11 protein-coding genes and 1 tRNA gene are annotated in these 12046 nt (G+C 67.0%); 7 read left to right on the forward strand and 5 right to left on the reverse strand.

Annotated elements, in window-relative coordinates; translation table 11 throughout:
* Position 1: 1 nt before the first annotated feature.
* Complete coding sequence (locus RBT54_RS14515; protein WP_320367770.1) at positions 2-166, reverse strand: DUF1328 domain-containing protein; 165 nt, start codon at positions 164-166, stop codon at positions 2-4.
* 268 nt (positions 167-434) lie between these two features.
* Between RBT54_RS14515 and RBT54_RS14520 the strand changes: the two genes are divergently transcribed.
* A complete protein-coding gene (locus RBT54_RS14520) occupies positions 435-2060 on the forward strand; it encodes an ABC-F family ATPase (protein ID WP_320367771.1) in 1626 nt (541 codons plus the stop codon).
* A 91-nt stretch (positions 2061-2151) separates the two neighbouring features.
* On the opposite strand, the gene RBT54_RS14525 is transcribed toward RBT54_RS14520, so the two are convergent.
* The 3 genes from RBT54_RS14525 to RBT54_RS14535 form a co-directional block, all read right to left on the reverse strand.
* On the reverse strand, positions 2152-2925 hold the full coding sequence (locus RBT54_RS14525) for a 3'-5' exonuclease (protein WP_320367772.1): 774 nt from the start codon (positions 2923-2925) through the stop codon (positions 2152-2154).
* A gap of 10 nt (positions 2926-2935) precedes the next feature.
* A complete protein-coding gene (locus RBT54_RS14530) occupies positions 2936-4813 on the reverse strand; it encodes a DUF294 nucleotidyltransferase-like domain-containing protein (RefSeq protein WP_320367773.1) in 1878 nt (625 codons plus the stop codon).
* Positions 4814-4948: 135 nt separating this feature from the next.
* Positions 4949-6580 carry a BCCT family transporter gene (locus RBT54_RS14535; RefSeq protein ID WP_320367774.1) on the reverse strand — a complete coding sequence of 544 codons (1632 nt, stop codon included), beginning with the start codon at positions 6578-6580 and terminating at the stop codon, positions 4949-4951.
* A gap of 214 nt (positions 6581-6794) precedes the next feature.
* On the opposite strand from RBT54_RS14535, the gene RBT54_RS14540 reads away from it, so the two are divergent.
* The 5 genes from RBT54_RS14540 (at position 6795) to RBT54_RS14560 (ending at position 11151) form a co-directional block, all read left to right on the forward strand.
* Positions 6795-7184: a PTS fructose transporter subunit IIA gene (locus RBT54_RS14540; protein ID WP_320367775.1), complete on the forward strand. Its 390-nt coding sequence runs from the start codon at positions 6795-6797 to the stop codon at positions 7182-7184.
* A 49-nt stretch (positions 7185-7233) separates the two neighbouring features.
* Complete coding sequence (locus RBT54_RS14545; protein ID WP_320367776.1) at positions 7234-7503, forward strand: HPr family phosphocarrier protein; 270 nt, start codon at positions 7234-7236, stop codon at positions 7501-7503.
* A gap of 1 nt (position 7504) precedes the next feature.
* Positions 7505-9235, forward strand: coding sequence for a phosphoenolpyruvate--protein phosphotransferase (gene ptsP, locus RBT54_RS14550; RefSeq protein ID WP_320367777.1), 1731 nt, complete (start codon positions 7505-7507; stop codon positions 9233-9235).
* Positions 9236-9437: 202 nt separating this feature from the next.
* Positions 9438-9686 (forward strand): hypothetical protein, encoded by a 249-nt coding sequence (locus RBT54_RS14555; RefSeq protein WP_320367778.1) that lies wholly within the window; start codon positions 9438-9440, stop codon positions 9684-9686.
* A gap of 94 nt (positions 9687-9780) precedes the next feature.
* The gene (locus RBT54_RS14560) at positions 9781-11151 is read left to right on the forward strand and encodes an alkaline phosphatase D family protein (protein WP_320367779.1); all 1371 of its coding nucleotides are present in this window, start codon (positions 9781-9783) and stop codon (positions 11149-11151) included.
* A gap of 39 nt (positions 11152-11190) precedes the next feature.
* Here RBT54_RS14560 and RBT54_RS14565 read toward each other — a convergent pair whose 3' ends face one another.
* Entirely contained in the window at positions 11191-11574 is a 384-nt protein-coding gene (locus tag RBT54_RS14565; RefSeq protein ID WP_320367780.1) for a cupin domain-containing protein, read from the reverse strand.
* A 155-nt stretch (positions 11575-11729) separates the two neighbouring features.
* Here RBT54_RS14565 and RBT54_RS14570 point away from each other — a divergent pair.
* Positions 11730-11804 (forward strand) — tRNA-Gly (locus RBT54_RS14570).
* The last annotated feature ends 242 nt before the right edge of the window (positions 11805-12046 follow it).

The raw sequence follows: 12046 nt of genomic DNA on the forward strand, positions 1-12046 counted from the left end.
CTCACCGTCCCTTGACGAGGTTGATGACGAAGCTGGCGATCGCCATTACCAGGAACACCACGAACAGCACCTTGGCGATGCCGGCCGCACCCGCGGCGATGCCGCTGAAACCGAGCACGGCGGCAATGAGGGCGATGACGAAGAAGACGACGGCGTAGTGCAGCATGATGTTCTCCTTGAAGGGCGCCGGGCGGTGCAGCCCCGGATCACGTCTCCACTTTAAGCGCCGCGCCCGCCCCGCCCCATCGGCCCGGTCCGAAACCGGTGTCGGACGATTCCGACACGCGGAGCAAGGCGGCAGCACACGGCCACGGGCCCGCATGGCGCGGATCGGCACGCACTGCCCGCGCATCGGCGCCGACTTGCAGCGCACGCCGCAGCATCGCTGCGCTATAATCCAAGGCTTTGTTTTATCTGAAAATCAGGACGCTTCCGTGCTCGTCGCAGCCAACATCACCATGCAGTTCGGGGCCAAGCCCCTGTTCGAGAACGTCTCCGTCAAGTTCGGCGACGGCAACCGCTACGGCCTGATCGGTGCCAACGGCGCCGGCAAGTCGACGTTCATGAAGATCCTGTGCGGCGCGCTGGAGGCGTCTGCCGGCAACGTCTCCAAGGATCCGCACGAGCGCATGGCCTACCTGCGCCAGGACCAGTTCGCCTACGAAGACATGCGCGTGCTCGACGTGGTGATGATGGGCCACGAGGAGCTGTGGGCGGCGATCAAGGAGCGCGACGCGATCTACGCCAACCCGGACGCCACCGAGGACGACTACATGCACGCCGCCGAGCTCGAGGGCAAGGTCGGCGAGTACGACGGCTACACCGCCGAGGCGCGCGCCGGCGAACTGCTGCTCGGCGTGGGCATCCCCACCGAGCTGCACAACGGCCCGATGAGCGAGGTCGCCCCGGGCTGGAAGCTGCGCGTGCTGCTGATCCAGGCGCTGTTCGCCAACCCCGACATCCTGCTGCTCGACGAGCCGACCAACAACCTCGACATCAACACCATCCGCTGGCTCGAGGACGTGCTCAACAACCGCGACTGCACGATGGTCATCATCTCGCACGACCGCCACTTCCTGAACCAGGTCTGCACCCACATGGCCGACCTGGACTACGGCACGATCACGATCTACCCGGGCAACTACGACGACTACATGGAAGCGTCGACGATGGCGCGCGAGCGCCAGTCGTCGGCCAACGCCCGCGCCAAGGACAAGATCCAGGAGCTGCAGGCCTTCGTGCGCCGCTTCTCGGCCAACAAGTCCAAGGCCAAGCAGGCCACCAGCCGCATGAAGCTGATCGACAAGCTGAAGCCCGAAGACGTGAAGCCTTCGTCGCGCCAGTACCCGTGGATCCGCTTCGACTACGACGAGAAGGACAAGCTGCACCGCCTGGCCTGCGAGGTGGACAACATCTCGTTCGCCTATCCGGGCATGGAGAAGCCGCTGATCAACAAGTTCTCGATCGCCATCGAGGCGGGCGAGAAGGTGGCGATCATCGGCGAGAACGGCGTCGGCAAGACCACGCTGCTCAAGCTCCTGATCGGCGAACTGCAACCGCAGAAGGGCGCCATCAAGTGGGCCGAGAAGGCCAAGCCGGGCTATTACGCGCAGGATCACTCGAGCGACTTCGCCGAGGACATCAGCCTCACCGACTGGATCGCGCCCTATTCGCGCATCACCGCCGCCGCCACCGGCGAGGACAACGAGACCCTGCTGCGCGGCACGCTCGGCCGCCTGCTGTTCTCGGGCGACGAGGTGAAGAAGTCGGTGAAGGTGATCTCCGGCGGCGAGCAGGGCCGCATGCTGTTCGGCAAGCTGATGCTGTCGCGCCCCAACGTGCTACTGATGGACGAGCCCACCAACCACCTCGACATGGAATCGATCGAGTCGCTCAACACGGGCCTGGACAAGTTCAACGGCACGCTGGTGTTCATCTCGCACGACCGTGAGTTCGTCAGCTCGGTGGCCACGCGCATCATCGAGATCAAGCTCGATCACAAGATCATCGATTACCGCGGCACGTACGAAGAGTACCTTTCTTCGCAAGGTCTGGACTGAACCGAAGGCAACCGTGGGAGCGGGCTTGCCCGCGAATGGATGGCGCCAATGCCTGGTTTTCGCGGGCAAGCCCGCTCCCACAGGAGTCGGTTCAGCGCCACAGCTCGCGCAGCGGCGTCTCCGGCGCGAACCGGTGCGCCACCTGCGCCTGCAGCAGCTCGGCGGTGGCCAGCGCGTCGGTCAGCGCGTGATGGGCGCGGTAGCGCGGCAGGGCGTAGCGATCGCGGCTGTCGGCGAGGCGGATCGACACCGGCGCCGGCTTGCGGGCGAAGAGGCGCGCGAAGAAGCCCGGCGGCGGCTGGCGGTGCAGACGGGCCTCGAGTTCCATGGTGTCGATGACCGGAAACTCGATGCCCTCGCCCAGGCGCGCCTTCAGCGCCACATCGAGAAAGCGTCGCTCGATCTCGCGGCAGTGCACCACCACCACCCGCCCGGCGAGCGCCGGCAGCAGCTCGTCGAGGATGGCGCCGAAGTCCGGCGCAGCGGCGATCTGCGCGTGGGTGATGGCGTGGATCGCCACCGACTCGGGGTGCAGCTCGGCGCGCGGGCGCACCACCCAGTAGCGCGAGGCGCTCGAGCGGATGCAGGCGGTGTCCATCGGCACCACGCCGATGCTGACGATCTCGTCGCGCGCCGGATCCAGCCCGGTGGTCTCGACGTCGATCGCGACCATCGGCACATCCTTCAGCGCGGTGTCGCCGGCCACCGCACCGGCGGCGTAGAAGGCCTGCAGGCGCGGATCGCGCGTCGCTGCGGCGAGCTCGGCGAAGCGCGCCGGCCAGTCCGGCACGGCATCCGCACCGCGCCGCCTGCTGCGCGCGGGCGCGGCGGCCGCATCCTTCTTCAGATCGCCCAGATGCAGCATTGCCCGCGCCTCAGTTCGCCCGCCCGGGCTGGTAGCGGTACTTGAGGAATTTCTGCGCGTTGCCGAGGATCAGGAAGGCGTCGCGCAGGCTCTTGCGCTCGAATTCGGACAGCTTCTCGGGGTCGATGCTGTTGTCCGGCTCGAGCCCGCTGGCCATGTCCTCGGCCTGGTGGCGGGCGCGCACCATGGAGATGAATTCGAGCGCGTCGTACAGATCCTGACCACGGCCCAGCGGCAGGATGGCGGCGTCGATGATGTCCTTCAGGCGCTCGAAGGAATTGATCGACTGCGCACCGATCGCCAGCGCATGCACCCGCACCAGGTCGGCCAGCGGCGCGGTGCCGCGGCGCTTGATGTTGATCGCGCGCGTGTGGCGGCCGTCGGATTCGACGACGAAATCCTTGAAGAAGCCCAGCGGCGGCGTGCGCAGCAGCGCGTTGCGCGCCATGCAGGCGAGAAAGCGCGAGTTGCCCTTCGCCTTGCGCGCGATCAGCTCGCGCAGGCGCGCCGCCCATTCCACCCGTCCCCACACGCCGTCGAGGTCGAAGAAGATGCCGGCGTTGAGCAGCGACTCGGGCGTCGGGCGCTCGATCCAGTCGGTGAAGGTGCGCTCCCACACCCGCAAAGGCTGGCGCCACTTCTCGTTGGTCGCCATCACCCCGCCCGTGCAGTAGCTGTAGCCGCAGCGCGCCAGGCCGTCGCTGACGAAGGTGGCGAGCGCCTTGAAGTAGGCGTCGTGCTGCGCCGGGTCGAAGCGGTTGTCGAGCACCAGCGCGTTGTCCTGGTCGGTGACGATGAGCTGCTCCTGGCGCGCCATCGAACCGAGCGCGAGGAAGCAGTACGGCACCGGCGGCGCGCCGAGCTCGGCCTCGGCGAGTTCCAGCAGGCGCTGCTTGAAGCTGCGCCCGATCGCGGCCATCGCGCTGCCCACCATGTTGGAGCTGGCGTCCTCGCCGACCATGCGCACGAAGCAGGCGCGCACCTCGGGCACCAGCGCGGCGAGCTCGTCCACCGAGGTCTGGCGGAAGATGCGCCCGACCAGGAACAGGCTGTTGCGCGACTCGTAGCGGATGATGTCCGACAGCGCGATCACGCCCAGCGGGCGCTGGTTCTTGAGCACCGGCAGGTGATGCACGTTGTGGCGCAGCATCGCGAGCATGGCCTCGAACACGAGCTGGTTGTGGTTCACCGCGACCACGCCGCGCGACATGATCTCGGCCGCGGGCGTGTCGTAGGACAGGCCGGGGGCCACCAGCCGGGTGCGCAGGTCGCGGTCGGTGACGATGCCGGAGAGCACGGGGAGCTCGGGCACCTCGGGGTTGTCGTCGAGGATCAGCAGCGAGGACACGCCCTCCTCGCTCATGCGCTGCGCCAGCTCGCGCGCGCTGGCGGTGCTGGGCAAGGTCACCGCGGCGCGCCCGACCAGGGTGTCGACGGTGGCCGACAGCAGGTCGTTGGCGTCCTCGCGCTTGGACATCACCTGGCGCAGCCGGGTGCGGTCCTCGACCTCGACCAGGTCGGCGAAGCTTTCATGCTGGTCGAAGAGCTCGGCGAAGAGCTCGCGCGGGATCAGGTAGAGCAGCGTGTCTTCCAGCGCCGTCACCGGAAAGCGCACCCGGCCATTGCGTAGCAGGCCGAATTCGCCGAAGTAACCGCCGGCGGTCAGGCGGTTGTAGAGCGTGCCGTTGCGGCGGAAGACCTCCACCGCGCCGCTGCGCACCACATGCCAGAACTCGGCCACCTGGCCGAACTCGACGATCGACTCGCCCGCCTTGTAGTAGCGCACATCGACCGCCCCCGCCACGCGCTGCAGCACCTCTTCGGGCAGTTCGCCGAAGGGCGGGTGGGCGCGCAGGAAGTCGAGGATCTCGAGTTGTTCGATCTGCATGAAGGCCTGGATCGCTGGTGTGGGGTGGAATCGCGGCTGCTTTCGCGGGCAAGCCCGCTCCTACGGCTTTCCTCAAGAGGAGGCTGCCCGCCACGGGAGCGTGGCTTGCCCGCGAACATCGTATCGCGCAAGCGCTCAGCGCACGCGCGGCTCCGACATCAGGCCCTTGATCACCGCCACGGTCGACATCAGCAGCACGATCGTGAAGGGCAGTCCGGTCGACACCGCCATCGCCTGCAACGCCACCAGGCCACCGCCGAGGATGAGCGCGATCGCCACCAGACCCTCGAACACGCACCAGAACACGCGCTGCGGCGTCGGCGCATCGACTTTGCCGCCGGCGGCGATGACGTCGATCACCAGCGAGCCCGAGTCGGACGAGGTCACGAAGAACACCACCACCAGGATGATGGCGATGAAGGACGTGATCTGCGCCAGCGGCAGCGCATCGAGCATGGAGAACAGCTGCAGCGGCAGCTCGGCCTGGGTGGCGGCTTCGTAGCCGTCACGCACGAACTGGATGATCGCGGTCTCGCCGAACACCGTCATCCACAGCACGCAGGCCAGCGAGGGCACGATCAGCACCGAGATGATGAACTCGCGCACCGTACGCCCACGCGACACGCGCGCGATGAACATGCCGACGAAGGGCGACCACGAGATCCACCACGCCCAGTAGAAGGCGGTCCAGCCCTGCGAGAAGTTGGCATCGTCACGCCCGACCGGGTTGGACAGCGCCGGCAGGTGCTGGAAATACGCCCCGAGGTTGCCGAAGAAGCCGGAGAGGATGTCCAGCGTCGGACCGACCGCGATCACGAACACCAACAGCAGCACGGCCAGCACCATGTTGATCTGGGACAGGCGCTTGACCCCGGCGTCCAGGCCGGCCACCACCGAGAACAGCGCGATCGCGGTGATGCCGATCACCAGCACGATCTGCGTGGTGTTGCCGAGCGGCACGTCGAACAGGAAGTTGAGGCCCGAGCTGGCCTGCGCCGCACCGTAGCCGAGCGAGGTCGCCAGGCCGAACAGCGTGGCCAGCACGGCGAGGATGTCGATGACGTGGCCGGGCCAGCCCCACACACGTTCGCCGAGCAGCGGGTAGAACACCGAGCGCACCGTCAGCGGCAGGCCCTTGTTGAACGAGAACAGCGCCAGGCCGAGCGCGAGGATGGCGTAGATCGCCCACGGATGCAGCGCCCAGTGATAGATCGTCGCCGCCATCGCCAGGCGGGTGGCCGCTTCCGCATCGCCAGCCGCCCCACCGAGCGGCGCCCAGTCGGTGCGCACGCCGTTTTCCATCGCGGTGCCGCCGAAGGCGCTGCCAAAGTGCGACAGCGGCTCGGACACGCCGAAGAACATCAGCCCGATGCCCATGCCGGCGGCGAACAGCATCGAGAACCAGCCGAGGTAGGTGTAGTCGGGCGTGGCCTCGGTGCCGCCCAGGCGCACCTTGCCCAGCGGTGAGACCACCAGCCCCAGGCAAACCAGCACGAAGATGTTGCCGGCGATGATGAAGAACCAGTCGAGGCTCGAGGTCAGCCAGCCGCGCATGGCGGTAAACAGCGGTTCGACCTGGTTCTGGAAGGCCAGGGTCAGCACCACGAAGGCGACCACCAGCAGGCCGGAGATCGCGAACACGCGGTTGTGGATGTCGAGGCCGAAGGGCCCCACGTTGACGATGATGTTGTCCTGGCCGACCTTGTAGTCGGTGTCGATGGGGTTGACGTCCCCATCCGGGGCCATCGGGTCCCTGGTTTCGGTCATCCTGTTTCCTTGTCGTTATTGCCATCGCTGCGCACGAGCGGCGCAGCGGAACTGTATCTGGAGGGCGCGAATTCTATCACTTTTTTACAGTTTGCTTTTGCACAAATGTTCTTGGGCAGAATCCCGCCCCTGGAAAGGCACCGCGACCGCACCCTCGCCAACCGGCACGGCTCATGGGGTCTGGGCTAGAATCGGGGGCCTGCGGAGAAGCAATATGATCGGCATTTTTCTCGTCACCCACGCCACCCTTGGCGAATCCCTCATCCAGTGCGCGTGCCACGTGCTCAACAAGCGCCCGGCCCAGATTGCGCAGCTCGGTGTGTCGGCGCAGGACGACCCGCTCGACATCCTGCCGCTGGCGCGCAGCATGCTCGGCTGGGTCGATAGCGGCGACGGCGTGTTGCTGCTCACCGATATCTACGGCGCCACGCCGAGCAACATCGCCGCCAAGCTGGCCGTGCCGGACAAGGCGGAGCTCGTCGCCGGCGTCAACCTGCCCATGCTGCTGCGCGTGCTCACCTATCGCGACCGCGACATGCAGACCCTGGTCAAGCGCGCCGTCGCCGGGGCATGCGACGGCGTGCTGCACGTCGCCCACGACTGACCGCCCCCTGCAACAACGACACCGACAAGAACACGGAGACAGCCCCACCATGCCGCGAGGAGACGCCGCAATCATCAACAAGCTCGGGCTGCATGCGCGCGCCTCGGCCAAGCTCACCCAGCTCGCCAGCGGCTTCCCGTGCGAGGTCTGGCTCGAGCGCAACGGCCGCCGCGTCAACGCCAAGAGCATCATGGGGGTGATGATGCTGGCCGCCGCCAAGGGCAGCACGATCAGCATCGACACCGAGGGTGAGCAGGCCGACGAAGCCCTGCAGGCGATCCAGGACCTGGTCGCCGACCGCTTCGGCGAGGGGGAGTGAGATGCCCTTCGTCCTCCATGGCCTGCCGGTCTCCCAGGGCATCGCGATCGGGCACGTGCATCTCATCTCGCACGCGCTGCTCGAGGTCAACCACTACCACGTCGCCCCCAAGTATCTGGAGGAGGAGACCGCCCGCCTCGACGAGGCCGTCGCCAGCGTGCAGGGCGAGCTCCTCGGCCTGAAGGCGATCACCACCTCGGGACAGACGCACAGCGAGGTCGGCGCCTTCGTCGACCTGCAGTTGATGATGCTGGCCGATCCGATGCTGATCGACGCCGCGCGCAAACTCATCACCGAACGCCGCTGCAACGCCGAATGGGCGCTGGTGCAGCAGATGGAACACGTCGTCGAACAGTTCCGCCAGATCGAAGACCCCTACCTGCGCGAGCGCCAGGCCGACGTGGTGCAGGTGGTCGAGCGCCTGGTCAAGGTGCTGCTCGGCCACCCCGGCCGCCTGCCGCCCAAGCGCCGTGACGGGCTGGGCACCATCGTCGTCGCCCACGACCTGTCGCCGGCCGACACCATCAGCTTCCGCGACCACAACATCGCCGGCTTCGTCACCGACGTCGGCGGCCCCACCAGCCACACCGCGATCGTGGCGCGCAGCCTCAAGATCCCCGCGGTGGTCGGCCTGCATCACGTGCGCGACCTCGTCGAGGATGACGAGCTGATCATTGTCGACGGCACGCGCGGGGTCATCATCGTTGCCCCCGACGAGCAGATCGTCGAGGAATATCGCCTGCGCCGCAGCGAGCTCGAGATCGAGCGCTCCAAGCTCAACCGCCTGCGCGACACACGCGCCGCCACGCTCGATGGCGAGACGATCAACCTGCTCGCCAACATCGAAGGCCCCAAGGATCTGCCCGCGGTCAAGACCGCCAACGCCGACGGCATCGGCCTGTACCGCACCGAGTTCCTGTTCATCGGCCGCGACAACCTGCCCGACGAGGAAGAGCAGTACGAAGCCTACCGCGCGGTGGTCAAGGCGCTGCCGAACAAGCCGGTCACCATCCGCACCTTCGACGTCGGCAACGACAAGGCGCTCAACGGCGCACACACGCGCGTGGAACCCAATCCGGCGCTCGGCTTGCGTGCGGTGCGCTATTCGCTGTCCGAGCCGAAGATGTTCATGACCCAGCTGCGTGCGCTGCTGCGGGCCTCGGCGTACGGCAAGCTGCAGATCATGATCCCGATGCTCGCGCACGCGCAGGAGATCGACCAGTGCCTCGTCCTGGTGGAAAAGGCCAAGACCGAGCTGCGCGCCGAAAAGATCAAGTTCGACGAAGGCGTGCACATCGGCGGCATGATCGAGATCCCCGCCGCCGCGCTGTCGCTGGGCATGTTCATCCGCCGCCTGGCCTTCCTGTCGATCGGCACCAACGACCTGATCCAGTACACGCTCGCCATCGACCGCTCGGACGAGGCCGTGGTGCATCTGTACGACCCGCTGCATCCGGCCGTGCTCAAGCTCATCGCCGGCACCATTTCCACCGGCGCGCGCTTCGGGCTGCCGGTGTCGGTGTGCGGCGAGATGGCGGGCGACCCGCTCTACACCGAGCTGCTGCTCGGCATGGGCCTGCGCAACTTCTCGATGCACCCGGGCAACATCCTCGAGATCAAGCAGCAGGTGCTGCGCGCCGACCTCGGCGATCTCGCGCCCAAGGTACAGCGCATCCTCAAGATGGACGAGCCGGCGCGCATCCGCGAGGCGGTGGAACGCCTGGTCGCCTGAGCGCCGCCGGCGGGGCCGCTGGGCTTGAGCGTGTTTTCGCCCAAGCCTCGGGCTGGGTCGACGCGATCCAGCCCACCCCTCGCAGCGTTCCCTTGCCGCGCCTGATTGGACACGATCTGCGACACTACTTGCCTGAAAGCGGGTAGGCGGGTAGACGGGCGCTCGACGCGGCAAATGACGAGATCGACGAATGAGGTTCCACATGAAGTACATGGCGGGAGTATTGATCAATCTTGGTCTTTACCTTTCGAGCGCTACGGCCATGGCCGCAGCGCCTCAGGACGACAATCGCGCTTCACTGTTTTCCATCATCCTGGTGGCCGGCGTGATGATCGTGCTTGTGAAGCTCGTCATCGCTTTCGCAAAAAAGAAGATGGAAGAAGAGATCCAAGCCACCCAGGCAAAGCCTGGTCCGCAGGCACGCGACGATGACTGGCAATCGAATGAGTGATGCCGCCGGGCAGATCCCCTGCTTTCGACATCGCAGGCCCATGGCGACCTGAAGAATGACTTCATACCTTGCGAGATTTTCTGCAGGCTGTGCAATGCCCTTCGCCCATTGTGCCCATCGCGCCCTGCGCCGCCTGGTGCTGCCCTGGCTGCTGCTGGCACTGCACGCAACCGCCGCGAGCGCGGCCGCCCTGGCCGGCGGCCCGATGGCGGGGCCGGCGACCGCCGAGCGCGTCGGCGTGTGGCTGATGACCGACGCCCCGGCGCAGGTGCAGCTCGAGTACTGGCCGCATGAGCAACCCGGCGCGGTGCAGCGCAGCGCGCCGGTCGCCGCCAGCCCCGATCGCGGCCACACCGCGCGCGTCGACCTCGACGGCTTGCAGCCCGCCACCCGCTACGCCTACCGCGTGCTGCTCGACGGCACCCCGGTCGAACTCGACGAGGCGCCCGCGTTCACCACCGCGCCGGCGGAACCGGCGGCGCCGCGAGAGTTCGTCATCGCCACCGCCTCGTGCAACTACGTCCCCGACCCGCCTTACGAGGTCACGAAGGACTCGTTCGGCGCCGGCTTCGAGATCTTCGACACCGTCGCCGCACGGCGACCCGACGTCATGCTGTGGCTCGGCGACAACATCTACTACCGCGACAGCGACTTCGAGCCCGCGGACGAGGCCGCCGCGCGCATGCACCGGCGCTGGGCGGCCACGCGCAGCTTCGCGCCGCTGCAGCGGCTGCTGCGCACCGGCCAGCACGTCGCCATCTGGGACGACCACGACTACGGCCCGAACAACGCAAACCGCGACTTCGCGCTCAAGGCGACGGCGCTGGCGCATTTCAAGGACTACTGGGCGAACCCCAGCCACGGCCTGCCCGACGTGGCCGGCACCTTCACCCGGGTACCGCTCGGCGACGTCGAACTCTTCCTGCTCGACGACCGCTACCACCGCGACGACGACGCCAGCACAGACCCGGCGCGCACAATGCTCGGCGCGCCGCAGCTCGAGTGGCTCAAACGCGCGCTGCGCGACTCGCGCGCCACCTTCAAGCTGGTCGCCAACGGCAGCCGCATGCTCAGCGACCGCCCGTCGCCGGATGAGCGCGGCGGCGAAGGCTGGCACAACTTCCCGGGCGAGCGCCAGGCCTTCCTCGACTGGCTCACGGCGCAGCGCATCGACGGCGTGTTCTTCGTCTCCGGCGACATCCACTACACCCACCTCACCGAGCGCGAGCGCCCCGGCACCTACCCGCTGACCGAGCTGACCTGCTCACCGCTGACTGCGCGCGTGCATCCCCGCCCGTTCCCGGTGCGCGAGGTGCCCGGGACGCTGATCACCCAGCGCAACTTCTGCACGCTGCAATTTTCCGGACCGGCCGGCGCACGCGAACTGCGCGTCGCCGCATGGGATGCCGCGGGCACGCGCCTGTGGGAGGCAGCGTTTCCCGCCGCGCGACTGCGCACGCCGTGAGCGCCCCGGGTAGCCCGCGCGGCGCTTGGCAAAACGCCTCTACTCGATGACGCAGGGCTGCACCTGGTCCTGCTCTGCCGGATGGTTGCGCGCGACCACGGCACGGGCCGCTTCAGTGGTGCTCAGATTGACCGCTTCGTGGGGCACCCCTGCCGGAATGAACAGGAACTCCCCGGCCTCGCTGACCACCTCATTCTCGAGCCTCGTGCCCCAGCGCGTCAGAACCTTACCTGCCAGCACATAGATTCCGGTTTCGTACCCCACGTGGTAGTGCGGCTCTGACCTGGCGCCAGGCGGGATCGTCACCAGGTGCATGCTCAGCCCGCTCGCCCCGACCGTCTGCCCCGAGATGCCGACGAAATACGGAAGTCGCTGACGCGTCAGGACTTCGCGGTCTGGGCGGATCGCTTGAACTTGCTGCATATCGACCTCCTCCTCGATCAGCGGTTTGTGGCTGGAATGAGGCTTCTACCTCCGGACCAGCGCAGAAGTTCCGGGAGAAGTTGTAGCGAATGCGGTTCTGCGGCTACAATCGCCAGCCTTGTCGGACGGCGTCCTCTGCGCCCCGGACCGGCCATGCGGGTGTCGTATAACGGCTATTACCTCAGCTTCCCAAGCTGATGACGAGGGTTCGACTCCCTTCACCCGCTCCACCGCATCAATCTGCGGAGTTCCGCAGAAGTCCAGGAGAATCTGCAAGTCGTTGGCGCACAACGACTTTTCTCTCCTTGACGTTCTGCTGTGTTCCACCGCGATCCGCCGACAGCCGGGACTTTTAAGTCCACAAACAAGTCCATTTTTGAGGGCACGGCGGTTTCCGGATTGTTGATCGAGGGGCGAGGTCGATGTGACCAGCATCTGGTTCCTGACTCATGTTCAGGAGCAAGAGCATGGC

It is taken from the genome of Thauera sp. (assembly GCF_034003485.1).
GTDB lineage: Bacteria > Pseudomonadota > Gammaproteobacteria > Burkholderiales > Rhodocyclaceae > Thauera.

Excerpts from the sequence above, each read along its gene's own strand:
- ptsP (WP_320367777.1), top strand. The coding sequence starts at position 7,505 with ATGCCCTTCGTCCTCCATGGCCTGCCGGTCTCCCAGGGCATCGCGATC.
- RBT54_RS14535 (WP_320367774.1), bottom strand. The coding sequence starts at position 6,580 with ATGACCGAAACCAGGGACCCGATGGCCCCGGATGGGGACGTCAACCCC.
- RBT54_RS14530 (WP_320367773.1), bottom strand. The coding sequence starts at position 4,813 with ATGCAGATCGAACAACTCGAGATCCTCGACTTCCTGCGCGCCCACCCG.
- RBT54_RS14545 (WP_320367776.1), top strand. The coding sequence starts at position 7,234 with ATGCCGCGAGGAGACGCCGCAATCATCAACAAGCTCGGGCTGCATGCG.
- RBT54_RS14515 (WP_320367770.1), bottom strand. The coding sequence starts at position 166 with ATGCTGCACTACGCCGTCGTCTTCTTCGTCATCGCCCTCATTGCCGCC.
- RBT54_RS14555 (WP_320367778.1), top strand. The coding sequence starts at position 9,438 with ATGAAGTACATGGCGGGAGTATTGATCAATCTTGGTCTTTACCTTTCG.
- RBT54_RS14525 (WP_320367772.1), bottom strand. The coding sequence starts at position 2,925 with ATGCTGCATCTGGGCGATCTGAAGAAGGATGCGGCCGCCGCGCCCGCG.
- RBT54_RS14560 (WP_320367779.1), top strand. The coding sequence starts at position 9,781 with ATGCCCTTCGCCCATTGTGCCCATCGCGCCCTGCGCCGCCTGGTGCTG.
- RBT54_RS14540 (WP_320367775.1), top strand. The coding sequence starts at position 6,795 with ATGATCGGCATTTTTCTCGTCACCCACGCCACCCTTGGCGAATCCCTC.
- RBT54_RS14565 (WP_320367780.1), bottom strand. The coding sequence starts at position 11,574 with ATGCAGCAAGTTCAAGCGATCCGCCCAGACCGCGAAGTCCTGACGCGT.